This is a genomic window from Capnocytophaga sp. H2931 (assembly GCF_002302535.1).
Taxonomy (GTDB): domain Bacteria; phylum Bacteroidota; class Bacteroidia; order Flavobacteriales; family Flavobacteriaceae; genus Capnocytophaga; species Capnocytophaga canis.
The window spans coordinates 914,350-939,008 of the sequence record NZ_CP022381.1 but is presented as its reverse complement, the minus strand read 5'-3'; the positions used below and the strand labels follow the sequence as shown (position 1 = coordinate 939,008).

19 protein-coding genes and 1 tRNA gene are annotated in these 24,659 nt (G+C 36.5%); 17 read left to right on the top strand and 3 right to left on the bottom strand.

Features of this window, described 5'->3' with window-relative positions; translation table 11 throughout:
* The first annotated feature begins 20 nt into the window (after positions 1-20).
* Complete coding sequence (locus tag CGC52_RS03965; protein WP_095893490.1) at positions 21-3,506, top strand: efflux RND transporter permease subunit; 3,486 nt, start codon at positions 21-23, stop codon at positions 3,504-3,506.
* An 800-nt stretch (positions 3,507-4,306) separates the two neighbouring features.
* Here CGC52_RS03965 and CGC52_RS03960 read toward each other — a convergent pair.
* Positions 4,307-4,379: transfer RNA gene (locus CGC52_RS03960), tRNA-Met, on the bottom strand.
* Positions 4,380-4,689: 310 nt separating this feature from the next.
* Here CGC52_RS03960 and CGC52_RS03955 point away from each other — a divergent pair.
* The 5 genes from CGC52_RS03955 (at position 4,690) to CGC52_RS03935 (ending at position 8,055) form a co-directional block, all read left to right on the top strand.
* The gene (locus CGC52_RS03955; RefSeq protein WP_095893489.1) at positions 4,690-5,253 is read left to right on the top strand and encodes a Maf-like protein; all 564 of its coding nucleotides are present in this window, start codon (positions 4,690-4,692) and stop codon (positions 5,251-5,253) included.
* A gap of 114 nt (positions 5,254-5,367) precedes the next feature.
* Positions 5,368-5,808, top strand: coding sequence for a 2TM domain-containing protein (locus CGC52_RS03950; protein ID WP_042010572.1), 441 nt, complete (start codon positions 5,368-5,370; stop codon positions 5,806-5,808).
* Positions 5,805-6,308 (top strand): dihydrofolate reductase, encoded by a 504-nt coding sequence (locus CGC52_RS03945; RefSeq protein ID WP_095893488.1) that lies wholly within the window; start codon positions 5,805-5,807, stop codon positions 6,306-6,308. The genes CGC52_RS03950 and CGC52_RS03945 overlap by 4 nt, the downstream gene beginning before the upstream one ends.
* Positions 6,305-7,153, top strand: coding sequence for a prephenate dehydratase (locus CGC52_RS03940; RefSeq protein WP_042010569.1), 849 nt, complete (start codon positions 6,305-6,307; stop codon positions 7,151-7,153). The genes CGC52_RS03945 and CGC52_RS03940 overlap by 4 nt, the downstream gene beginning before the upstream one ends.
* A gap of 59 nt (positions 7,154-7,212) precedes the next feature.
* Positions 7,213-8,055, top strand: a complete 843-nt coding sequence (locus CGC52_RS03935; protein ID WP_095893487.1) for a prephenate dehydrogenase — start codon at positions 7,213-7,215, stop codon at positions 8,053-8,055.
* A 16-nt stretch (positions 8,056-8,071) separates the two neighbouring features.
* Here CGC52_RS03935 and CGC52_RS03930 read toward each other — a convergent pair whose 3' ends face one another.
* Positions 8,072-9,028: a lytic transglycosylase domain-containing protein gene (locus CGC52_RS03930; RefSeq protein ID WP_042010564.1), complete on the bottom strand. Its 957-nt coding sequence runs from the start codon at positions 9,026-9,028 to the stop codon at positions 8,072-8,074.
* Positions 9,029-9,223: 195 nt separating this feature from the next.
* On the opposite strand from CGC52_RS03930, the gene CGC52_RS03925 reads away from it, so the two are divergent.
* From CGC52_RS03925 to hisS, 8 genes are all read left to right on the top strand, one after another.
* A complete protein-coding gene (locus tag CGC52_RS03925; RefSeq protein WP_042344059.1) occupies positions 9,224-9,961 on the top strand; it encodes a type III pantothenate kinase in 738 nt (245 codons plus the stop codon).
* 28 nt (positions 9,962-9,989) lie between these two features.
* Complete coding sequence (locus CGC52_RS03920) at positions 9,990-11,273, top strand: membrane protein (protein WP_042347992.1); 1,284 nt, start codon at positions 9,990-9,992, stop codon at positions 11,271-11,273.
* Between the two features lie 22 nt (positions 11,274-11,295).
* Positions 11,296-12,642 (top strand): tetratricopeptide repeat protein, encoded by a 1,347-nt coding sequence (locus tag CGC52_RS03915; protein ID WP_095894441.1) that lies wholly within the window; start codon positions 11,296-11,298, stop codon positions 12,640-12,642.
* 3 nt (positions 12,643-12,645) lie between these two features.
* On the top strand, positions 12,646-13,212 hold the full coding sequence (lptC, locus tag CGC52_RS03910) for an LPS export ABC transporter periplasmic protein LptC (RefSeq protein WP_042010558.1): 567 nt from the start codon (positions 12,646-12,648) through the stop codon (positions 13,210-13,212).
* A 197-nt stretch (positions 13,213-13,409) separates the two neighbouring features.
* On the top strand, positions 13,410-13,592 hold the full coding sequence (locus CGC52_RS03905; protein ID WP_042010556.1) for a hypothetical protein: 183 nt from the start codon (positions 13,410-13,412) through the stop codon (positions 13,590-13,592).
* Between the two features lie 71 nt (positions 13,593-13,663).
* Entirely contained in the window at positions 13,664-14,134 is a 471-nt protein-coding gene (locus CGC52_RS03900) for an IPExxxVDY family protein (RefSeq protein ID WP_095893486.1), read from the top strand.
* Positions 14,128-15,579 (top strand): pyruvate kinase, encoded by a 1,452-nt coding sequence (pyk, locus tag CGC52_RS03895; RefSeq protein ID WP_042010550.1) that lies wholly within the window; start codon positions 14,128-14,130, stop codon positions 15,577-15,579. Before CGC52_RS03900 ends, pyk begins: the two co-directional genes overlap by 7 nt.
* Positions 15,580-15,804: 225 nt before the next feature.
* Complete coding sequence (gene hisS, locus CGC52_RS03890) at positions 15,805-17,181, top strand: histidine--tRNA ligase (RefSeq protein WP_095893485.1); 1,377 nt, start codon at positions 15,805-15,807, stop codon at positions 17,179-17,181.
* Positions 17,182-17,290: 109 nt separating this feature from the next.
* Here hisS and CGC52_RS03885 read toward each other — a convergent pair whose 3' ends face one another.
* Positions 17,291-19,240, bottom strand: a complete 1,950-nt coding sequence (locus tag CGC52_RS03885) for a DUF5018 domain-containing protein (protein ID WP_095893484.1) — start codon at positions 19,238-19,240, stop codon at positions 17,291-17,293.
* A 422-nt stretch (positions 19,241-19,662) separates the two neighbouring features.
* Between CGC52_RS03885 and CGC52_RS03880 the strand changes: the two genes are divergently transcribed.
* The 3 genes from CGC52_RS03880 (at position 19,663) to CGC52_RS03870 (ending at position 24,651) form a co-directional block, all read left to right on the top strand.
* Positions 19,663-20,772 (top strand): serine hydrolase, encoded by a 1,110-nt coding sequence (locus tag CGC52_RS03880; RefSeq protein ID WP_157909101.1) that lies wholly within the window; start codon positions 19,663-19,665, stop codon positions 20,770-20,772.
* 181 nt (positions 20,773-20,953) lie between these two features.
* Positions 20,954-22,825, top strand: a complete 1,872-nt coding sequence (gene mnmG / locus CGC52_RS03875) for a tRNA uridine-5-carboxymethylaminomethyl(34) synthesis enzyme MnmG (RefSeq protein ID WP_095893482.1) — start codon at positions 20,954-20,956, stop codon at positions 22,823-22,825.
* 59 nt (positions 22,826-22,884) lie between these two features.
* Positions 22,885-24,651: a DUF262 domain-containing protein gene (locus CGC52_RS03870; RefSeq protein ID WP_095893481.1), complete on the top strand. Its 1,767-nt coding sequence runs from the start codon at positions 22,885-22,887 to the stop codon at positions 24,649-24,651.
* The last annotated feature ends 8 nt before the right edge of the window (positions 24,652-24,659 follow it).

Sequence of the window (24,659 nt, the reverse complement as noted above, 5' to 3'; positions counted from 1 at the left end):
AATAAAACCAATATTCTATTATGAGTAATATCAAAGATAAAGAGTTCAAGATGTCGTCTTGGGCAATTGACAACAAATTCACGATTTACGTGATGATTTTTATCTTTTTCCTTGCCGGAATGCTGGCGTATATGAATATGCCTCGCGAGAGTTTTCCGGAAATTAAGGACACGAAGATTTACATCAGCGTTGTCTATCCGGGCAATACCGCCGAAGACATTGAAAGACTGATTGTTGACCCGTTGGAAGAGAAACTCAAAGGAGTCAGTCACCTGAAAAAAATACAATCCTCCTCGCAGGAAGATTACGGAATGATAACGCTCGAATTCACCGAGAAAATCACCATTGAAAGTGCTTTGCAAAAGGTAAAAGACGAGGTAGATAAAGAAGTATCGGGCGAGGATTGGCCTACATTCAACGGAGCGAAAGTGGAACCAAACGTGTTCGACATTACCATTTCGGAATTTATCCCAATCTTGAACGTAAACATTTCTGGAAACTACCCAACTGCCAAGCTCAAAGAATTTGCCGAGCAGATGCAGAAGAAAATCGAAAATCTGCCCGAAATAAAAGAAGCAACCATTCGCGGAGCACAGGAAAAAGAGGTGGAAGTTGCCATCGATATGTACAAAATGATGGCTTCGCGGGTAAGCATTGACGATGTAATCAATGCCATCAGCCGAGGGAACGTAACAATGTCCGCCGGAAATCTTATCTCATCGGGGCAAAGACGTACCATACGAATGGTCGGGGAAATTGAGCAACCTACCGATTTGAAAAACTTCATCGTGAAGTCGGACAAAGGCGTTGTTTTCTTGGGAGATATTGCCGAAGTTTCTTTCCGAGATAAGGACAAAACCACGTATGCTCGTGAGTTTGGTCAGGGCGTGGTGATGCTCGACGTGAAAAAGCGTTCGGGCGAAAATATGATTCAGGCAAGTGAGAAAATCAAAGAATTGGTAGCCGAAATGCGAAGCGATTTTCCGAAAGATTTATCGATAACCATTGCCAACGACCAATCACAACAGACTGAAAATATGGTAAGTGACCTCAGCAACAACGTTATTTTCGGGGTGTTCCTCGTTGTGGGCGTACTGATGTTCTTTTTGGGCTTTAGAAACGCACTTTTTGTAGGGTTTGCCATACCGATGTCGATGTTTATGTCCTTTATGATTATCAATGCTTTGGGCTACACACTCAACACGATGATTCTCTTCGGACTGATTATGGGATTGGGAATGCTTGTCGATAACGGAATTGTGGTGGTTGAAAACGTTTACCGACTGATGGAAAAAGAAGGAATGAGCAGATACGAAGCCGCCAAAGCAGGTATCGGAGAGGTTGCCGTGCCTATCATCATTTCTACTTTAACCACCGTTGGGGCATTTTTACCTTTGGCAATGTGGCCTGGCATTATGGGAGATTTTATGATGTACTTCCCTCTGACGCTTTCCATTGTGTTGGGGTCGTCACTTTTTGTTGCCATCTTCTTCAATTCGATGTTGGTATCGGAATTTATGGATATCAACGAAAAAGTATTAAGCGTTAAGCAATTAGTAAAAATCAGTATTTTGCTTTTCGTTATTGGAACCTTCATTTTACTTGTTGGAGGAGCGGTTCGAGGCTTAGGAACGGTGATTTACTTCACGATTATTTCACTATGGGCGTACAAATATTGCATCAAAGGGCTTGCGGATAGTTTCCAAAAGAAAGTACTTACAAGAATGGAGGATATGTATGAGAAAACCCTTCGTTTTACACTTCGCGGAAAAAATCCGTATATAATGGTTGTTTCCACTGTGGCGTTGCTTGTTGTGTCGTTTGTGTTGTTTGGCTGGTCGGTTGGGACAGGGCGTACAAGTATAAACTTCTTCCCTGATAACAAACCCAATCAAATTATCGTTTACATCGAATATCCTGAAGGAACAGACATTGAGAAAACCAACGCAGTAACTCAAGACATTGAAAAACGAATATATACGTTACTCAATAGCGACCAATACCGCGATGGTGATTACAACTTTATGGTAGAATCGGCTGTGGCTCAAGTGGGTGAAGGAGCAGGAAATCCTTATACCGATGGAGCTTCGTCGGCTGAAATGCCTAATCGAGGGAAAGTGACGGTAACCCTCCGTGAGTTTAAATATCGTCGAGGGCAGGATTCAGAGGAGCTTCGTGCGAAAATTCAATCCGACTTAAGGGGCGTTTACCCTGGGGTTTCCATTTCGGTAGAAAAAGACCAAAACGGACCTCCTGCTGGGCATCCGATAAATATCGAACTTCGTGGCGAAGATTACAACGAACTGATTGTTACCGCCGAGCGTATGCGTGATTTTATCAAACAGAAAAACATAGCAGGGATTGATGAGCTGAAAATAGATGTCAACAAAAATAAACCTGCCATAGAGGTTGAAATCGACCGCGTAAAAGCAGGGGAATTAGGGGTTTCTGTCGGGCAGATTTCCAATCAGTTGCGTCGTTCCGTATTTGGGGAGAAAGCAGGGGTTTACAAAGAAAAAGGCGACGACTACGATATTTACGTTCGTTTTAATCAGGCAGACCGCTACAATACCAATGTTTTGTTCGACCAACATATCATCTTTAAAGATGCTAGTACTGGGGAATGGCGACACGTTCCGATATCTTCTGTAACGAAATATAAAAATACCTCGTCGTTCAGTACGATAAAACACAACAAAACCGATAGGGTGGTAACATTGTATTCGGCTTTAAGTCCTGGATTTAGCGATGCGAGTGCTATCGTACGACAAATTCAGCAAGAGATGAAAAACTTCGACCTTCCGCAAGAAATCAAAATTGATTTTACTGGACAGATTGAGGAACAAAACAAGGAAATGGCTTTCCTTTCAACAGCACTTCTTATCGCTGTGGGGCTGATTGTTTTCCTTTTGGTGTATCAATTCAATTCAATAGTGAAACCAACACTGATTTTCATTACGATACTACTGAGTTTCACGGGAGTTTTCTTGGGACTGATTATTACAGGACAGCCCTTCGTTATTCTGATGACGATGATGGGAATTATCTCTTTGGCGGGAATTGTGGTAAATAACGGAGTGGTATTGCTTGATTATACGCAACTACTCATCGACCGCAAGAAGGAAAAAATGGGCTTGGCGGTGTACGATAAAATAAACAACGAATCGGTTTACGATGCTATTGTAGCGGGTGGGAAGGCACGTTTGCGTCCTGTTTTGCTTACTGCTATTACCACCGTACTGGGGCTAATACCTCTTGCCATTGGGTTTAATATTAACTTCTTTACGCTATTTGATTCACTAAATCCGAATATTTACTTCGGAGGAGATAACGTTATCTTCTGGGGACCATTGGCGTGGACGGTTATCTACGGACTGGTATTTTCAACATTTCTTACGCTGATTGTCGTTCCGGTGATGTTCTACCTGACTTCAAAATTTTCAAACCGCTTTGGAAAGGTTTACAAACAAGATAACGAAGGAAATACAATTCTGGTAGAGAGATAAAAGAAAAAGAGCCAAGTATCAAGGGGACAAGAAACAAGTTAAAAGGATAAAGATTTGTACTTTGAGTTTTAAAAACCACATAGATAGATTAAAATAGACTCGAAATTATATGCCTATGTGATGGAATAAATTATCGGTAATAATCTAAAAATGAGCGCATTCGTAAACTTTCATTTTGTAATAAGAGGTTGAAAGTTAAACACAAAAAATCCAGTAGTTTTTATCGAAACTGCTGGATTTTTCTTTTTTGAGTACTTTTATTGACTTTGAAGTCTGAGGAAGGAACAGCACTCTGTAATAATTTTCGCACCCGCATATACACTCTAAAGGATTTTACCCCTATCACCAATATTGATGGACTTTCCCTTTGCATAGTAAATCGGTAATTTAACATAAAAGCAAGAAAGTAGACAAAGGTAGAAATATATTAAATTTTCCATCATGATTGGTAACATATCGCCCCGCTCTCCAATGACACAAGATTTTGTTTCATTCTTAAAAGATCACGAGACCATCCCTTTAGAACTATTGTTCTTATATACCGTATTAATAGCAAAAAAAATAAGCAACAATACAAAAATAATTGAGAAAGTTCCACAATAGAAACAAAAATCACATGCCGAAGATTGGATAATTTCCTTGGAAACTACCATACTTCCTTATTTTTGAACGAAGTAACTTTATCAGAAAGTTAACTTTACTTCATTTTAACCGAATCTCCAATAGTTGTCCCAATTTTGTCTCAATGGTAAAAAAACAAAGCGTAATAAATTGTTTATCAATTTATTACGCTTAAAAAGTAGCGGGAACAGGACTCGAACCTGTGACCTTCGGGTTATGAGCCCGACGAGCTACCTACTGCTCTATCCCGCGATTTCTGAGTGCAAATATACAACCTTTTTTGATACATCCAAAAAAAAAGTGATTTTTTTATTTCATGCATCACCAAGTTATATAGAAAAACCTGATATTAATGATATTTCTCTCTAATGTATAAAGTCCTAATTATGAATGCATTAATTAAAAAATCATTTTGAAGAGTAAAAATTTGGAGAAGATATTTCAGTAGCATCATTCGGTTAAGTGAATTTTTAGTGAGTTCCTCTAACCTTTTATTGCCTTATGAAAACTTCATTTCAAAACATTTTTATATTTTTGCGACTAAATAACACTTCATGTAATAATGAAAAAAATCATTTTAGCATCAGCGTCTCCTCGTCGTCAACAATTTTTTAATGAACTCCATTTGAACTATGAAATCGTTATAAATCCCGTTGATGAAATTTACCCTCAAAACTTGGTTCGGGAGCAGATTACTAATTTTTTAGCTGAACTGAAAGCAACACCTTTTAAAGACACCTTGAACGATGATGAAATTGTAATCACCTCCGATACTATTGTATGCATTGAAAATCAGGTATTAGGAAAACCTAAAAATTATGAAGAAGGTGTTGCTATGCTTCAATCCCTTTCAGGTAGACAACATGAGGTTATCACTTCGGTATGTTTCACTACTACAAAAACTCAAAAAACGGTACATTGCATCACTAAAGTTACTTTCAAAACTCTGTCCAAAGAAGAAATTGACTTTTATCTAACAAACTATAAACCATACGACAAAGCGGGAGCCTATGGGATCCAAGAATGGATAGGTTACATTGGTGTGGAAAATATTGAAGGTTCGTACAACAACGTTATTGGACTACCTACGCATTTGGTTTACAAAACATTACAAGAATTACTTTAATACAAAAGATATGCAACAGTTTCTGAGGATAAGTATCTTAAGACAAAAAAATATGTTAATTAATTTGCTAAGAATAGATTAAGTTGTACTTTTGAAACTCTAATTATATCAGTTATGGCAGAAAATATCAAAATCGACACCAATCAACACATTTTGTTTGAGGAAGCTCAAAAGCGCATCAAACAAAAAAAAATGCTTACATTCCACTTTTTTGTTTTTATCTTGGGATGTATCTTCATGTACGTAATTAATCGTATTTTGGATTATGGCATCGCCTACAATTGGTATATTTGGGGCATTATGATCTGGACGTTTCTTTTTTTACTACATGTGATTAACGTTTTCCTTATCAACAGATTTATGGGCAAAGAGTGGGAGCGTAAACAACGTGAACGTTTGGTAGAGTTACAGCAGAAGAAAATCTTAAAGATGGAAGTTGCCATAGAAAAAGAATTCGAGAAGCAAAAAGAACAAGTCGCAAAAGAACTCCTGAAAGAACAGAATACAAATCTTGAGCAAAACATTTCTTCTGAACAAAATACGCAAAGAATATGATAACACTCATTGCAGCGGCTTCTGAAAACGATGCCTTAGGGAAGAAAGGAGATCTACCTTGGCATTTACCCAAAGATTTTAAACGTTTCAAGGAATTGACCACAGGACATTGCATCATAATGGGAAGAAAAACTTTTGAAACCTTCCCGAAACTACTTCCAAATCGCACTCATATTGTCATCACACGACAGAAGGACTACTTTGCCAAAGGTTGTATGGTGGTTAGTACACTCGAAAAAGCAATTGAAGAAGCTTATCAATTGGATACTTCGCCCTTTGTGATTGGAGGTGGAGAAATTTATAATTTAGCATTACCCTTAGCCGACAGGATTGAACTAACAAGAGTACACGCTTCATTTGAGGATGCCGATACGTTTTTCCCAAAAATAGACATAAATGAATGGGAAATAGTCCATTCTCAACATGTTGAAAAAGACCAGCAACATCAATACAACTTTACTTACGAAACTTACGAACGAAAAAAGAAAAACGCAAAATGACACCAAAAGTAGCTATTCAGGGGATTAAAGGTTCTTTTCACTACCAAGCTGCCACGGAATGTTTAGGACAAAATATTGAGATTGTTGAGTGCGATTCTTTTGATAAAACGGTAAAAAGCCTTTTGAATAATTCATCTGATTTGATTGTAATGGCTTTAGAAAACAGTATTGCAGGATCTATCCTGCCTAACTATGCGTTGATTGATCGCTTCCAGTTGCATATTATCAAGGAACATTACATTGATATTCAACAAAATTTAATGATGTTTCCAAACCAAAAATGGGAGGATTTACAAGAGGTTCACTCCCATCCTATGGCTCTTTTGCAATGCAAACAATTTTTTGAGGATTTTCCAAACATCAAACTTGTAGAAGACACTGACACAGCATCGACTGCACGTCGTATTAGAGAACAAAAACTAAAAAACATCGGAGCAATCGGCTCAAAATCAGCTGCTGAATTGTATGGTTTAGAAATCATACAACACAGTATTCAAACGATGAAAGTCAATTCTACTCGATTTGTTGTATTGAGTCTTTCTGAAAACAAAACTGAGAAAAGCAAACTAACGAAAGCTTCCTTAAAGTTTCAGGTCGACCACAAACGAGGAAGTTTGGCAACGGTGTTGAATGTTATCAGTGACTGTAACATCAACATGACCAAAATTCAGTCATTACCAATTATTGAAACTCCTTGGAAGTATGCTTTCTTTGTAGATATTATTTTCGAAAAATACGAAGATTTTGAAAAAGCCTATAAATTGTTATCCATCATGGCAGAAAATTTTAGGGTTTTAGGAATTTACGAATCAAAAAATACAAATATCTCAAACATAGGTAATTAATATAAAGTTGTGGGTAAATATTATTAGGTCTACAATCTGCCTTTATAAAAAAGAAAAAAATGAACAAAGCTGTTATCATTGGTTTAGGACTCATTGGCGGGTCTATTGCATTAGAACTACGAAAACGATGTGGCTATACCCTTTGGGGTATAGATGCTAATCCTGCACATATTAACAAAGCTATGGCATTAGGAATCATCGACAATGAGGTTGATTACGAAGCTATTAAAGAAGCTGATGTAGTCATCATTTCGGTTCCTGTACATATCACTCCGCAAGTGGTTGCGAAAGCATTAGACTACGTAGGCGAACAAACCTTAGTATTTGACGTAGGTTCGGTGAAGGAGCGAATCTGTAAGCATGTTGAAAATCACCCAAATAGAAGTCATTTCGTAGCTGGACATCCTTTAGCAGGAACTGAATTTTCAGGGCCAGAGTCTGCTGTGTACGACCTTTTTGACGGAAAAGTAATGGTTTTGTGCGACACAGAAAAGAGCCACTGGAAACATTTGGATAAAGCGATTGAAATTTCTAAAAAACTGAACATGCGAGTAAAAATGATGCCTGCTCACGATCACGATTTACACGCCGCTTATGTATCGCATCTTTCACACGTAATTTCTTTCGTATTGGGACAAACTGTGTTAGATATTGAACGCAACGAACAACAAATTTTCGATATGGCAAGTACAGGTTTTGCATCGACTGCACGGTTAGCTAAAAGCTCACCAAGCACATGGAGTCCTATTTTTTTAGAAAACAAAAAACATGTGCTTAGATCACTGGAGGAGTACATCAAAAACCTTCAAAACTTCAAACAACTTATTGAAAATGAAGATGATGAAAATCTTAGAAAAACCATAAAAGAAATCAACTACATTAAAAAAGTACTACAAAAATAGACTCAAATCCAATATTTTATCTCTTAGGAATTTTGATGTAGTATACTTTTCCGGATTTGTTTTCCAACTTTCGGCTACGGAGCCACGAATTGTGGAGTTTTAGTTCTTTATAAGTGATATTATGTTTCTTTGCAAAATCCGTTAGATCTGTGATTGATGTATCAACCTTGACACTGTAAGTCGGTACTTCATTGTAGAGGTGTCTGGCTTCAAAATTAAAACCGTATTTCGCTGGATTCTTCATAATTTCTTTCACCGCTAAAATTCTAAAAACATAACGAGATGTTTCCGAATTTAGCCACAAATCGTAATAATCAGTTGTTTGCTGAGCATTCATCTGATTTTTCATTCCCGAAATTCCGGCGTTGTAGGCCGCAGCAGCCATTGTCCAGCTTCCTGTACTTTCTTTTGCCTTTTTTAAATAATCACAAGCTGCCTGAGTTGCTTTCTCCACATGATAACGTTCATCAACATTATTATTAACTTCAAGTCCATGTTCAATAGCAGCGGGTTTCATAAATTGCCAAAATCCACTTGCTCCTGAAGGAGAAACTACATCCATAAGACCACTTTCAATCAAAGCCAAATATTTGAAATCATCAGGGACATTGTTTCGTTTGAGAATCGGCTCAATAATTGGAAAATATTTATTGGAGCGTTTCAAAAACAGCAATCCATTTGATTGCCAGTACGTATTTACCAAAAATTCTCTGTCCAAACGTTCGTACACGTCAGGAATTTCAATAGGAACACGCTCCCCAGCAAAATCAAGAGAAGTAGGCAAATCAATAGCGTAAACGTTATAACGCTTTTCTACGTTTTGGGCGTCATACCCTTTTGATATATCGTATTGCGAATAATCTTCTTGCTGAAAAATATTATTTTTATCTTGCTTAACTGCTACGGCATTAATCAGAAAGCCGGACATAACAACAATGGCTAAGCAATAAAAAGAAGTACGAATAATTGCCATATTGATGGATTTTTTAAAGTTGAGTACAAACCTAACACTTACAACCGGCAAATTTCTTACTTTTTTTCGTATAAAAAAAATGGAAAACCAAAATTATTTCAGACGGTGAATTTAAAAAAACACAAAAAACGTCCATTTATATGATTATATTGTTTACTTTTGCAAACTAGGTTTACATCAAATAACGATTTTGCGATGAATTTAATCATTGATCAGGGGAATACGAAAATAAAGGTAGCCTTATTTGAAAAACAAACCCTAATAGTTAATGAGGTTTTTTCGGATGTGGACTATGCTGAAAAAATCAGCAATATCATTGATAATCATCCTATAAAAAAAGGAATTGTTGCTTCAGTGGTAAAAGATGCTGAAAGTCGTTATTCATTTTTGAATGCTAAAATACAACAACTTGTGTTTGTAAACTCCGAAACTCCAATGCCCTTTCTGAACGAGTATGCTACTCCAAAAACATTAGGTGTGGACAGACTCGCGTTAATGGCAGCGGCGGTCAATCAGTTTCCTAATCAGAATGTATTGGTCATTGACGCTGGAAGTTGTATTACCTTTGACATGATGACTTCTGAAGGTGTGTACGTTGGAGGAGCAATTGCTCCTGGAATACAGATGCGATTGAGAGCCATGCATGAATTTACGTCAAAACTACCTCTGATAGAGCAACAAAACTTCGACATTAGCCATTTTATTGGAAAATCGACAAGGGATTGTATGCTATCGGGTGTGTACCACAACGTGGTTTGTGAAATTGAGGGTGTTATCGCTCGATATGAGCAACAATTTAAAAATTTAACGATAATTTTAACAGGGGGAGACCATCTTTATTTGGTTGAAAACATAAAAAATCGGATATTTGCAAAATCTTTTTTTCTGTTAGAAGGATTAAACGCAATTTTGGAACAAACAAAAGAGAGATAGATACGAAAAAAAAGGATTTTTACTCAATATGAACAATAAAACAATAGCTTTTATCTTTGCACTCGTCACGACCATTTCTGGGGTCTACGCTCAACAAACTATTGAATCTCCTTACTCCTACTATGGAATTGGAACATTGAATACTGATGGCAGTATTGAAGAAAGCCTTATGGGGGGCATAGGAGTTTATGCTGATAGTACGCGTGTGAACATGCAAAATCCTGCAACATTAGCAAAATTGAAGTTTACCGCATTTTCAGCAGGTTTATCATTCGACACAAAAAAAATAGCTTCAAATCAAACAAGTGTAAAAAGTAAAGAGACTTATGCCAATTACGTTTCATTAGGATTTCCTATTGCTGAAAAATTGGGCTTCTCCATAGGTTTACGACCTTATTCATCTGTAGGATACCGATTGTTATCAACTCAAACCACTAACGGAGTCATTCGAAAAAATGAATTTGAAGGCATTGGAAATGTAAACCAAATGTTTGCCTCGGTAGGCTACACGGTTTACAAAGGTTTACGTGTTGGGGCTTCGTTCAAATTCAATTTTGGAAAAACTGAAATGACTGATAATTTAGCAATTTCAGACGTACAATACGTAACAAGGGAGTACAGCCAATCAGTACTAAGAGGTTTTTCAACAAATTTGGGATTGTTCTACGACGGTAAATTTGATAACAAATTAGGATATAGTCTCTCTTTAGCGTATACACCTGAGAGCAAATTGACTTCAAAAAATGAAAGAACCATCTCAACGATGGGATATATGGGAGGAAGTCAAAACAATAGTTTAAACGTAATAGACTCACAATCAATAGACTTATTAAATTTAGGCTTAAAAGAAACCAAATTAACGTTACCTACACAAATCGATTTTGGGGTGGGCGTAGGCGAATTTCGAAGATGGTTCGTAGGGATTGATTACAGTTATTCCAATATGAAACGTTTCTCAAATCCGTTCTTAACAACAACCCAAGTTGGTTATGAAGATGCGTACAAACTATCAATAGGAGGTTTTTACCTACCTCAATTCAATTCTATATCAAGTTATTGGAAAAGAGTCACTTACCGAGCTGGGTTACGTTTTGAGAATACAGGAATTGTATTAAAAAACGAATCAATTAATGATTTTGGCATATCTTTTGGAGTTAGCCTCCCCGTAAGAGGATTTTCTAATATCACAACAGGATTTGAGTACGGCAGAAAAGGTACGCTAAACCAAAATTTGATCAAAGAAAATTACTTCAACTTAAAAATAGGATTCACCTTGAATGACAAGTGGTTCCAAAAAACGAAATATCAATAATAAAATAAAAACAGACGAAAAGATGAAAAAAAGAGTTTTATTAGCTACTGCATTTGTTGTAAGCGCTTTCTATGTAGCAGATGTTCAAGCACAAGACTGCAAACAAGACCGCGAAATTTTACAAAATCTTTCCATATTTAACGAGGATGTAAAAGCGAAGAGATATGACGATGCTTATCCTGTTTGGAAATCAGTTTATGAAGCATGCCCAAACATAAACGCTGCTGTTTACGTGCGTGGTGAAGCTATTCTAAAACATAAAATCCAAAAATCAACAGGAGCAGAAAAAGATGGTTTCGTGAAACAATTGGTTAAGTTGTACAATGATTACCTTACTCATTTTCCTAATCGCATCACAAAAGCAGATGTTTTAACGAGAGAAGCCTTACTACTTTTTGATGAAAAAATAGGTTCTAACCAACAGATTTACGAATTGCTTCACAAAGCGTTTACTGAAGATAAAGCTAATTTTAAAAATGAAAAAGCATTGTACCTCTATTTCTCATCTTTGGTAACCATGTACGAAAGCAACGAGAAATCATTACAAGATGTATTTAACACCTATGATGATGTGAGCGAAAAAATTCAAGATGAGAAAAACATTTTGTCAGAAACTATCAATAAATTCATAGCTCAAGAAGAGGCGGGAACTATTGACGGAAAAGATAAAAAGATTTTAGAGACTTCACGTCAGCGTATGGATAACTACGAAACCATTGGAGAAAGTGTGGATGCTAAGTTAGGTAAATTAGCGGATTGCGATAACCTAATCCCTCTTTACAACAAAAACTTTGAAGCAAACAAAGAAAACGAAGAGTGGTTACGTCGTGCTGCCGGAAAAATGTCTGATAAAGATTGTACAAGCGATCCTTTATTCGTGAAAATCGTAAGTTCTCTACATACTTTATCTCCTTCAGCAGCATCTGCTTATTACTTAGGAGTATTGAATGACAAGAATAAAAACTCTGCTAAAGCTATTGAATACTATAACGAATCAGTTCGTTTGGAAAGCGACAACCTTAAAAAGGCAAGAATATTAACTAAAATTGCTTTTAAATATTCAAAAGCAAATGCAGTAAGATATGCACAAGAAGCTTTGAAATACAATCCTTCAAATGCTGATGCCTATCGAATAATTGCAAACGCTTATGCGGAAAGTGCTAACGAGTGTGGAAATTCTTCATTTGAGAAAAGAGCTATCTATTGGTTAGCTGCCAATACAGCTCGCAAAGGAGGATTAGAAAGTTTAGCGACTCGCTATGAAGCCTTAGCTCCTTCAAAAGTAGATATTTTCGAGTCTGGAATGGCAGGTAAAACGATTACTTTCAAATGTTGGGTAGGTCAATCAGTGAAAGTGCCTTCTTTGTAAAAAATGATTAACAAACGATTACATAAAATTAAAAGTATTGCCGTACTTGGTTGTATGGCAATACTTTTTTCGTGTACTACCGATTTGCGAACCCTACAAGAACTGAATATTACCCATAAATTTCCTCAGGGTGAAATTTATGATTTCAAATTAATTTATACGGACTCAACTAAAGTGATAGCCGTTTTGAGTAGTCCCTTGAGTAACGATTTCTCTAACCAACAATTCCCTTTCACTGATTTTCCAAGCGGATTGCAGGTTGATTTTTTCGATAAGGATAACAACAAAAATACGGTAGAAGCTAAATACGGAATTATCTACATGAACTCCCAAATGGTTGAGCTTCGAGACAGCGTGGTTCTGACTACCTACGATGGAAAAAAATTAACCACCGAACAATTATTCTGGGATCAAAAAACGGATTGGATTTTCACCGACCAAGAGTTCTCTTTTACCGATCATAAAAAAGGGACGGTTACTAAGGGAGTTGGAATGGACTTTGACAAAGCCTTTTCTACCGTAAAAGCACATAAAACCACCGGAGTTTTAGCTGTGGAAGAAAAGGAATAAATATTTTCTTTGATAACTTCACCGATTTTAGTTGAACATCAAAAAAATCACCTCCTTTGAAGAAAAAACTCAAAATAGATTTGTAATTAATATATAATTAAACAGTTTGTATTAAAATCACTGAAAAACCTGATCAATAAACTCGAAAACTAGTATTTTAAGCTCTTGCTAAAATCAAAATAATCATTTAAAAAAACATGAATACACGAATATTTTTTGAATACGCTTATCTGATTATCAGCATTTACGCTGCTTTTCAAGCATATCGCCTTTGGGATAGTACCGATAGAAAAGACTTTTATATGTACCTCATTTTTGGAGTAGTTGCCTTTGGGATGTTTCTTCTGAGACGATTTACCCGTAAAAAAGGAAACAAATAGTCAAATATTTGTTAAGGATAGGTATATCTTTCGATTATTTTGTATCTTTGCATCTCTAAAAAATAGGCTTTATGGCTACTTATAAATTGTCGAATGATTGGTTCGATGACACATTTAAATTAATTGCCATACATACTACTTTGGAAGATTTTCGGTTAGTTTATTTCTTAAACAACCACCTAAAAATCAATCTTTCAAGAAACAAAAAAAAGAAAATTGTAAATGAACAAAATTCAGTGCCATTTCCATATTTTGAATGGTATGACGAACTGTCGGACGTGAACTGGCATTGCATCTCCAATAAAGTAAATGTAGAAAATAACATAAAAGATAGCGGACTCTTGTTTGATTCCTTGTACACGGCTTCCTACCTATTGAAAGATAAGAAAAAGGTAGATTTTTTTCTAAAAATAGATTGTGACAATCGTTTTAAAACTCAAAATGTTTTGGACAAGGTAAATGAAATCGCACAAGTAACTGCTTATGAGATAGATACATATACATTAAATACAAAAAACAAATTAATACTTCAAGGATGTTAAATATTAAAAAGACAAAAATAGTCGCTACTTTAGGGCCTGCAACGGATTCCTTAGAAACGATTAAAGCGATGGTGGAAGCGGGTGTGAATGTGTTTCGTATTAACTTCTCACACGCTGATTATGAAGAGGTAAAGAAGCGTATCGGACTTATCCGTACGGTAAATGAGGAATATGGGTACAACACAGCGATATTAGCAGATCTTCAAGGTCCTAAACTCCGAGTGGGAGTAATGGAAGAAGGAGTTTTTGTAGCTCCCGACGACAGAATTACTTTCGTTACAGGAGAGCCTTTCGTTGGCACAAAAGAGCGTGTGTATATGAATTACAAAGAGTTTCCGAATGATGTGAATCCAGGTGAGCGCATTTTACTTGACGACGGAAAACTTATCTTTGAAGTAGTTTCTACTAATAACGTCAATGAAGTGGAAGCAAAAGTAATCCAAGGGGGAATCTTAAAATCTAAAAAAGGTGTAAACCTTCCTAATACAAACGTTTCATTACCTGCATTGACCGAAAAAGATGTGAAAGATGCTTTGTTTGCCATTACCCAGGACGTGGATTGGTTCGCCTTATCATTTGTTCGTCACAGCCGAGACATTCAGGATTTGAAAGACTTGATAGCTGAAAATGCAGGATATAAAATTCCGATTATCGCAAAAATTGAGAAGCCAGAGGCTCTGGTAAATATTGATAAAATCATGGCGAACTGCGATGGTATTATGGTGGCTCGTGGTGATTTAGGAGTAGAAATCCCAGCCGAAGAAGTACCTCTAATTCAAAAAGAATTGGTTCGTAAAGCAAAAATCAATCACATTCCTGTGATCATCGCAACGCAGATGATGGAAAGTATGATTTCGAGCTTAACACCAACTCGTGCTGAGGTAAATGACGTAGGAAATTCCGTAATGGATGGAGCTGACGCTGTGATGTTATCGGGGGAAACCTCCGTAGGGGCATATCCCGTACAAGTGATTGAGCAAATGAGCCGTATCATTCACAGTGTAGAACATTCTGATTTAATTAAAGTACCAATGATTACTCCATTTGTACGTTCTAACCGTTATGTAACGAACTCTATCTGTTTCCACGCAGCAACAATGGCTAACGAAATGAACGCCAAAGTAATTTCGACATTAACAAATAGTGGCTACACTGCAGGATTGATTTCTTCATATAGACCCAAATCTCACATATTAGTATTCACATCAAACCGACGTATTTTAACCCGACTAAGCCTATATTGGGGAGTAACTACGTTCTACTACGACCGTTTCGTTTCAACGGATGAAACTATTGAAGATGTGAACCATATCGCTAACGAAAAAGGATATGTAAACATGGGTGACATTATGATAAGCCTTGCAGCAATGCCTATTCAAGGAAAAGGAATGGTAAATACTTTACGGGTATCTGAAATTGACTCATGTGCGATTAGAACGAAATAAAAACTTTTTCGTTAAATGAAAAAATAAGAAATGCTAAATGCTTTAAAAAGGACTTTATACCTTTTTAGTTAGCGTATCTGTAAATATACAATAGGGATTAGTTAAATTAGTTAGCTAATCCCTATTGTACTTGTATGAATTAACTTCCTGAATTATTAAAAAAGTGATTGGGTAAAATTAAAATTTTGTAACTATCTTTGTCGCTGATTTATACAAAAAACGATTATGGCAGCACAAAAACCAAGCATACCAAAGGGTACACGCGATTTCTCGCCTACGGAATTGGCTAAACGATATTTTATTATCGATAAAATAAGAAACGAATTTACCAAATTTGGATTTCAACCCATTGAGACACCAAGTTTTGAAAATTACGACACTCTTATGGGAAAATATGGAGAGGAAGGTGATCGTTTGATTTTCAAAATTTTAAACTCAGGGAATTTCGCCGAAAAAGTAGATCCTTCCGATTGGGAAACCAAAAATGTAACAAAACTCACTCCTCAAATTTCTGAGAAGGCTTTGCGTTATGATTTAACAGTACCTTTTGCTCGGTATGTAGTACAGCACCAAAACGACATCACGTTTCCGTTCAAAAGGTACCAAATTCAACCTGTTTGGCGTGCCGACCGACCTCAAAAGGGACGTTTTCGTGAGTTTTACCAATGCGACGCCGATGTGGTAGGAAGCAACAGTCTTTGGCAAGAAATTGAATTCGTACAGCTTTACGATAGCGTTTTTACACAACTGAATCTCAAAGGGGTTACCATTAAAATGAATAATCGCAAAATTTTGAGTGGATTTGCGGAAGTAATTGGAGAAAGTGAAAAACTCATTGATTTCACTGTTGCTTTAGACAAATTGGATAAGATAGGACAAGAAGGAGTCATCAATGAAATGCTCTCAAAAGGGATTTCGGCACAAGCTATTGAAAAAATAAAACCTATTTTTCATCTTAAAGGAGATTTCTCTCAGAAAATCACAACTCTAAAAACTATCTTACAAACTTCTGAAATAGGAAAAAAAGGCATTGAAGAACTCGAATTTATTGAAAAATCAATCTCGGTTTTGCCGCTACAAACGGCTTTTTTAGATTTGGATGTAACTTTGGCACGTGGGTTAAACTATTATACAGGAGCTATTTTTGAAGTTGCCGCACCGAAAAATGTAAACATAGGTTCCATTGGAGGTGGAGGTCGATATGACGATTTGACAAATATATTTGGACTGAAAGGCATCAGCGGTGTAGGAATTTCATTTGGTTTGGACAGAATTTGTTTAGTCATGGAAGAACTAAATTTATTTCCTTCGGAAATCAGTGAGACAGTGGATGTGCTGTGTGTCAATTTCGGAGAGCAAGAAGCTTTGCAAAGTCTGAAATTAATACAACAGCTTCGAACATTGGGGCTAAAAGCCGAATTATACCCAGACAGTGCGAAAATGAAAAAACAAATGGATTACGCTAATAAACGTAATATTCCTTACGTGGTAATCATAGGAGAATCAGAACTCGAAAAAAAATCATTTGTAGTGAAGAACATGCAAACGGGTGAACAGTTCGAACATGGATTCAACGAAGTTAGCATCTCTACTTTCAAATAAACTTAATTTTTCAGTAGATACCAACTCAAAAAGGCATTTTTGAAACAAATAAAATAGAGGCTGACCCGAAAAAGGTTAGCCTCTATTTATTGATTCAATCATTTGTCATTTAATCATTCTGTTCTCCTCGCTTTGCATTAAAATAAAGCTTATACTCTTTTCCTCCTTCTTCAAAAAGGACGTAAAGTGTATGTCTTCTCGTATAAACATCTCTGTATTCCCAAAAATTTAATTCCCCCGTCATAATAGAGTTAGAACCCTCATAAACAATGAAATTAGTAATCTTTGCATTTTGATATTCAGGGAATACAATAGCTTTAATATTAATTTTGGAAATGTCTCCATTAAATTTCACTCTTAATTGTTTTTTGAAATATTTACTATTTTCGTGATAGACTTCTGCTTCTTGTATTCGCATTGTTGGATGTGTAGGTTTCGGCAACTCTACTTTGATAGTGATTGGTGTCTCCAGGCTCCCAAACGAATCTACGTTACTATCTATAAAGAGTTTATATTCCGTCTCTGCCAAGAAATTAAATGGGACAGTAAGTACCAAATTTCCTTGCGCATCTATCTCTTTTCCAATCATCGAAATCAATTCTTTAGAAGGAGTGCGACTTCTTATAGCTGTATAATGATTGATTTTATCTCGACCTCCGTCCCGTAGATCACCATGTGGATAGAATAAGTTTGATCCTTTAATCACCAAAGTTTCACCTTGTGTAACAGAAGTTTTTGAAACTCCCGTAACCACAGGAGGTTTAGGGATATACACTTTAACTGGCTCATTTTTATTGTTTACTAAAGGATAAGTATATTCTTTTCCTTCGTAGCGGATAACAAACTCAAAATCCTTACCTGTCTCCAATGAAGTATTTGGAAGCTCTAACGGAGCTTCTAGTATAATTGTTGTAGAATTAGTATGAAATCTTGCATTTTCTAATGGGAGATATTCTCCATTTTTCTTAATAAAGAAACTATGCTTTGCAAAGTCTTTTCTGTTTATACTCGCAAAAATTCCAAATTGCTCTGCAAGATAAAGCAAGGAATTAGGTGTTTTTGGCCCTCCGCCATTACTCGTAATATAATGAAAAACGGGGTTCCCGCCATGAAGCACAAAAGTATAGCTCATCGCACTATTGTTCTCTGCAATACGAACATCTAACTTATATATTCCGTTCAGATACGTATCTGGAAGTTTTACGTGTATTTTTTTGTTAGTATCATCTACTTTTTGGATAGTGAGTGGCACACTTGATTTTCCATCTTCGGTAACCAACGAAACCCGAATATCTTCGTGCTTTGGCAAAACATTCACACCAAAAGCAATGGTTCCTCCTGGAGGGACGTTTCGGAATTCTTCTCCATTAATTGATAAACTCAGCTTTGGCAAATCGTCAAAGATTACTGTTACAGTATATTTTAGAACCGTTTTTCCGTCTTCGGATGTAACGGTATATTCCACAGGTTTGGTGTAGTCAAGCGTTTGTCCTGCCTTCGGATGAATCGTTGCTCCCTCTGAAATTTCAAATACAGAGGTCAATTTGGTTACGTCCGTAGTTAAGGGAACTACTATTCTGATATCAGCATTTTTATCATGTTGATTTAAACTAGGATGCGGGTTGTAGTGATCACGTGACTTACCAACTTCTTTAAAATGCAATCGGTAGATATTACTTTCTGAAAGAAGTCGTTTGGTAACGATGACTTTATATTCCGCCTTAGTTCCATCCTCTGCCGTTATGGTGTAGACCACTGGGGTAGTATAGTCTCTTTTTTGCGTTGGATCGGGACTGATGGTAGCCTTGTCAGGAATACGAACTGTGGCTACCAACGCCTTAATATCAAACGGAGTTTCGATAACTGCCGTCACCACATTATCTTTTATTTCTGTGTTACGCCATTTTCCAGTGGCTTCATCAAACAAAGTAAAGTCTCCAAGGATTTTTTGAGAACTCAATTTTTGTTCAGGTTCGTTAGGAATTTCTCCTGTTGGGTTGTCCTTCCCACAGCCAATGACAAGCAATGTCATCAGCACTAAGTACTGTAATTTTTTCATCTCTTTGTTAATGTTTTAAAATAGGAGCAAAAGTAAAAAATCCGTTCTTAAAAAACTGCCATCACTTTCATAAAAAACCTAAAATTACTAATGAACCCCTATTACAAAAACGCTCTTCATCCTCCACTTTCGTAGCCCTGATTTGAGCAACAGTACAAATTAGATTTTTAAAAACAACAATTTTATTGAATATACAATTTGAAAAAATTGAAAATTGGAGTTTAATGGTTGTAGCTTTACTTCACAGAATATTTTTGTAGCAAAAAAGATTGCTTATCAGTTTTGAATACCACAAAAAGAGGCTAAAATTTGAACAAGTCGTGGTTTTATTTTGTAGATTTGTATCCTGTTTGATGTGAAATGAACGCTAAAATAGATAACCACCTAATAAAAATAATGGTATGAAAAAAATATGTTCTATAATGATATTTATCCCATGTTTATTGTTTGGACAAAAAATCAACATTTCCTATATTGATTCTCTTTTTCAGAAAGAATTTAAAAACGGAAAGTTTAGCGGACATGTACTTGTTTCACAAAATGATACCATCGTTTACGATGTTTTTTTTGGAAAAGCCGACTACGAAAAAAATATACCATTTACCCGAAATACGATTTTTCAGTTGGCGTCAGTTTCAAAACAATTCACGGCAACAGCAGTCTTAATTTTGGAACAACAAGGGAAATTGAAATTAGAAGATTACGTTAAGAAATACTTGCCGACTTATCCTTATAAAGATGTTAAAATCATACATTTATTGAATCACACTTCGGGTATGCCCGATTTTTCAAAAACGATGGTTCCCGATTTGAATATGAAAAAAATCAATGGTAACAAAGAGCTGATGAAAATGTTATCATCGGGGAAATATCCACAACAATTGTCGGCGGGCGATAAGTGGGATTACTGTGACATAGCATATTGTACTGCAGCCGTTTTAATCGAAAAAGTTAGCGGAATGCCATTTAAGGAGTTTATGCACAAGTACATTTTCAAACCTGCTCAAATGAATGACACTTCTGCCGAATATTACACCGACAAAAGATTAGTTACAAAGAAAGAAATTTGTCAGGGCTATGAACTTGATGAGCTAACGAAAACCAGAAAAATAGCCTATGAACAGCCTCATAATTCGTATGTTCGTGGTTTGGGTGGTTTTTATGGTGACGGATCGGTTTATTCCACAGCCTATGATTTGCTGAAATGGGATAAAGCTCTACATTCCGATGTTATTTTAAATCAATCAAGTAAACAGAAATTGTTTTCGCCTACGCTTTTAAACGATGGTTCCTACGCAAAAGATTTGGATTACAACTACGGATTGGGTTGGTATATTGGTGAAAATCCTCAATGGGGAACTTTTTATTTTCATCCAGGTGGTCAGGCGGGATATTGCACCAAATTTATTCGTTTTCCTAAGCAAAAAGTTGCCATTGTGATACTTTCAAATCTCACGCATATTGATTTTTACAGTTTTACGAATATTTATCATTATATTTTTGGCATTAGTAAAATTTTCATGCAAAAATAAACAAAAATATCTCGGAATAATCATTTCGTATCTATCACTACCTGAAGTCCAAAAATCCGTTTGAAAGAAAAACTCAAAATTATAGAATGAAATTCTTATTTTTGCACCGCAAAAGTCATTAGTAAATAGTTTAGAGGTGTCTAATTATTTAAAGTGTTTTTGCTCAAAGCCAAATAGAAATATGTTTCAAGAAAAATATGACGTTATCGTAGTGGGTGGCGGACACGCAGGAGCCGAAGCTGCCGCTGCTGCTGCCAATATGGGAGCGAAAACCTTGCTCATCACAATGCAATTGCAAAATATAGCACAGATGTCGTGCAACCCAGCGGTGGGAGGCATCGCTAAGGGGCAAATCGTTCGTGAGATTGACGCTTTGGGTGGGTATACAGGCATCATCACTGACAAAACTGCCATTCAGTTCAAAATGCTCAACCAGTCGAAAGGTCCTGCAATGTGGAGTCCCCGAGCTCAAAGCGACCGAATGCGATTTGCCGAAGAATGGCGTTTGCAACTCGAAAGATTGCCTAATCTCGACTTCTACCAAGATATGGTTTCCGACTTAATTATCGAAAATCATCAGGTGAAAGGCGTAAAAACCTCTTTAGGAATTCCTATTTATTCCAAATCGGTGATTCTTACTAATGGAACTTTCTTAAATGGAGTTATTCATATCGGAATGAAGCAGTTAGGAGGCGGAAGAGCCGGTGAAAAGGCTTCCAAAGGGATTACCGAATGCTTGGTTTCTCACGGATTTGAGTCAGGAAGAATGAAAACAGGAACACCTCCGCGAGTGGATAGCCGTTCGCTTGATTATTCCAAAATGATTCCGCAACCCGGCGATGAAAATCCGGAGAAATTTTCCTTTTCGGAAGAAACACAACCGCTTCAAATTCAGAAAGATTGCCATATGACCTACACCAGCGAGGAAGTACACGACTTGCTCCGCACAGGATTTGATCGCTCACCGATGTTCAATGGGGCGATTCAAGGTGTGGGACCGCGTTATTGCCCATCAATTGAGGATAAAATCAACCGATTTGCCGACAAAGACCGCCATCAGATTTTCGTAGAACCCGAAGGTTGGAACACGGTGGAAGTGTACGTAAACGGATTTTCAACATCGCTTCCAGAAGAAGTTCAGTTTGAAGCAATGCGAAAAATAGAAGGCTTTGAAAATGTGAAGTTTTTCCGCCCAGGGTACGCCATTGAATACGATTATTTTCCGCCGACACAACTCAAACACACGTTAGAGACAAAACTTGTTGAAAATCTGTATTTTGCAGGTCAAATCAACGGAACAACAGGTTACGAAGAGGCTGCCGCACAAGGAATTATGGCAGGAATAAATGCCGTACAGAAAATTCGTGAGCAAGAGCCTTTCATTCTGAAACGAAATGAGGCTTACATCGGTGTTTTGATTGATGATTTGATTACCAAAGGAACGGAAGAACCTTATCGAATGTTCACTTCCCGAGCAGAATATCGTACTCTTTTGCGACAAGACAACGCCGATGCACGACTTACGCCACTTGGTTTTTCATTAGGATTGGCATCGCAAAAGCGAATGGACGTTTTGGAAAGAAAACAAGCAAAAACCAATGCTTTTGTTGAGTTTTTTAAGGAAACGAGTATCAAACCCGAAGAAGCGAACCCAATTTTGGAAAAATACGACTCGTCTCCAATGAAACAAGGCGACAAGATGTTCAAAGTACTTTCGCGTCCGAACATTACCATTGCTGATTTGCAACAATTGGAGAGCGTAAAATCATTCGTGGAAGCCAATGAAATTGATAAAGAAATCATTGAACAAACGGAAATTGAGGTAAAATACGCAGGGTACATTGAAAAAGAAAAAAACAATGCCGACAAACTCAACCGGTTGGAAGACATTCGCATACCTGAAAACTTCAATTACGATAAACTAACTTCCATTTCGTTTGAATCTCGCGAAAAACTGAAAAAAATCCGTCCGACCACGCTCTCACAAGCCTCACGTATCAGCGGCGTTTCCCCCGCAGATATCAGCATTTTGTTGGTGTATATGGGGAGGTAAGTGTGAGCCGTAGGGTAATGATTTTTTAGGAAAAATAGAATTATAAACTTTAAAACACAATGCAAAAATATTCCGTAAATCAATATCTTATAGAGGTTATATTAGCATCTGTAAAGGCAGGTGAAATTGCGATTCCTGAAATTCAGCGTCCTTTTGTTTGGGATAGCTCAAAGGTTCGTGATTTGATGGATAGTTTGTATCAAGGTTATCCTATCGGATATGTGATTGCTTGGAGAAATCCAAATGTAAAACTCAAAGACGGAAGTTTAAGTGAGGGAAAGAAAGTTTTAATTGATGGACAACAACGAATAACGGCTTTAACGGCGGCTCTATTAGGGCAATCCGTTGTTAATAAAAATTATCAACGAGTAAAAATCAAAATTGCCTTCAATCCTATTGAGGAAAAATTTGAAGTTCAAAACCCTGCTATTTTAAAGGATAAAACTTGGTTACCTGATATATCACAAGCTATTAACGGAGATCTTTTTGAGATTGTTGATAACTATTTTGAGCTCAATCCAGAAGTTGATAAAAAGCAAGTTCGTAACGCTTTCTCTAATCTGATAAATATTCCTAAAAAGCAAATAGGACTTATTGAACTTGCCCCTGAATTGGATATTGAAACCGTAACCGAAATTTTTATCCGAATTAATTCAAAAGGCGTGGTATTGAGCCAAGCCGATTTTGCAATGAGTAAAATCGCCTCTGATACTGAAAACGGAGGAAATGAATTGCGAAAAGTGATTGATTATTTCTGCCATTTGGCGGTAGCTCCTGAATTTTATCAGCATATTTTGGAGAATGATAAAGAATTTGCTCAAACGGAATTTTTCAGAAAAATGTCTTGGCTTAAAACCGAAAATGATGATTTGTACGACCCCACTTACAACGATTTAATTCGTGTGGCATTTACTTCGCAATTTGGCAGAGGACGACTTTCCGATTTAGTTAGCTTACTTTCGGGACGAAATTTTGAAACTCGAACTTTTGAAACTGAAATTGCTGAAAAATCGTTTCAAAAATTGAAAAGGGGAGTTGAAAACTTTATCAATGAAACTAATTTTAAAAGATTTTTGATGGTTGTAAAATCGGCAGGATTTATTTCGCCCAAACTCATTCGTTCGCAAAATGCTTTAAACTTCGCTTACATTCTTTATCTGAAATTAAAAGAACTTCAAGTGAATCCCGTTTCTATTGAAAGTTACGTTAAAAGATGGTTGGTTTATTCTATCTTAACGGGAAGATATTCGGGGTCGCCAGAGAGTATGTTTGATTTTGATATTAAGCAAATTTCTCAAAAACCTTTTGAACAATATCTTAGAGAAAAAGAGGAAGCTGAATTGTCCGATGCTTTTTGGAACGCCTCACTACCACAAAGCTTAAATACCTCAGTGGCAAGTAGCCCTTATTTTTTAACTTTTTTAGCTTCACAAGTTAAGGCTAGCGATAAAGGATTTTTATCGAAAGATATTTCTGTCCGAGAATTGATTGAACACAGAGGCGATATACATCACTTATTTCCAAAAGATTACTTGAAAAAGAATGGATTGGAGAAAGGGCAATACAATCAAATAGCCAATTACGTGTATATGCAATCGGAAATAAATATCAAAATTGGGAATAAATCACCAAAAGATTATTTTGAATTGATTAAACAACATTCCATAAGCGGAATTTCAAACGAGCAAGAATTTTTGGGAAATCTAAAAATGAATTGTATTCCTACCGAAATTATACATATGAATATTGAAGATTATCAAGATTTTTTATCTTTGAGAAGAAAGCTAATGGCTCAAAAAATCAAAGAATATTATTTTTCACTATAATTAAACTC

What these genes read in the sequence shown, in the direction of transcription:
- CGC52_RS03965 (WP_095893490.1), top strand. Translation starts at nt 21, where the DNA reads ATGAGTAATATCAAAGATAAAGAGTTCAAGATGTCGTCTTGGGCAATT.
- CGC52_RS03955 (WP_095893489.1), top strand. Translation starts at nt 4,690, where the DNA reads ATGAAAAAAATCATTTTAGCATCAGCGTCTCCTCGTCGTCAACAATTT.
- CGC52_RS03950 (WP_042010572.1), top strand. Translation starts at nt 5,368, where the DNA reads ATGGCAGAAAATATCAAAATCGACACCAATCAACACATTTTGTTTGAG.
- CGC52_RS03945 (WP_095893488.1), top strand. Translation starts at nt 5,805, where the DNA reads ATGATAACACTCATTGCAGCGGCTTCTGAAAACGATGCCTTAGGGAAG.
- CGC52_RS03940 (WP_042010569.1), top strand. Translation starts at nt 6,305, where the DNA reads ATGACACCAAAAGTAGCTATTCAGGGGATTAAAGGTTCTTTTCACTAC.
- CGC52_RS03935 (WP_095893487.1), top strand. Translation starts at nt 7,213, where the DNA reads ATGAACAAAGCTGTTATCATTGGTTTAGGACTCATTGGCGGGTCTATT.
- CGC52_RS03930 (WP_042010564.1), bottom strand. Translation starts at nt 9,028, where the DNA reads ATGGCAATTATTCGTACTTCTTTTTATTGCTTAGCCATTGTTGTTATG.
- CGC52_RS03925 (WP_042344059.1), top strand. Translation starts at nt 9,224, where the DNA reads ATGAATTTAATCATTGATCAGGGGAATACGAAAATAAAGGTAGCCTTA.
- CGC52_RS03920 (WP_042347992.1), top strand. Translation starts at nt 9,990, where the DNA reads ATGAACAATAAAACAATAGCTTTTATCTTTGCACTCGTCACGACCATT.
- CGC52_RS03915 (WP_095894441.1), top strand. Translation starts at nt 11,296, where the DNA reads ATGAAAAAAAGAGTTTTATTAGCTACTGCATTTGTTGTAAGCGCTTTC.
- lptC (WP_042010558.1), top strand. Translation starts at nt 12,646, where the DNA reads ATGATTAACAAACGATTACATAAAATTAAAAGTATTGCCGTACTTGGT.
- CGC52_RS03905 (WP_042010556.1), top strand. Translation starts at nt 13,410, where the DNA reads ATGAATACACGAATATTTTTTGAATACGCTTATCTGATTATCAGCATT.
- CGC52_RS03900 (WP_095893486.1), top strand. Translation starts at nt 13,664, where the DNA reads ATGGCTACTTATAAATTGTCGAATGATTGGTTCGATGACACATTTAAA.
- pyk (WP_042010550.1), top strand. Translation starts at nt 14,128, where the DNA reads ATGTTAAATATTAAAAAGACAAAAATAGTCGCTACTTTAGGGCCTGCA.
- hisS (WP_095893485.1), top strand. Translation starts at nt 15,805, where the DNA reads ATGGCAGCACAAAAACCAAGCATACCAAAGGGTACACGCGATTTCTCG.
- CGC52_RS03885 (WP_095893484.1), bottom strand. Translation starts at nt 19,240, where the DNA reads ATGAAAAAATTACAGTACTTAGTGCTGATGACATTGCTTGTCATTGGC.
- CGC52_RS03880 (WP_157909101.1), top strand. Translation starts at nt 19,663, where the DNA reads ATGATATTTATCCCATGTTTATTGTTTGGACAAAAAATCAACATTTCC.
- mnmG (WP_095893482.1), top strand. Translation starts at nt 20,954, where the DNA reads ATGTTTCAAGAAAAATATGACGTTATCGTAGTGGGTGGCGGACACGCA.
- CGC52_RS03870 (WP_095893481.1), top strand. Translation starts at nt 22,885, where the DNA reads ATGCAAAAATATTCCGTAAATCAATATCTTATAGAGGTTATATTAGCA.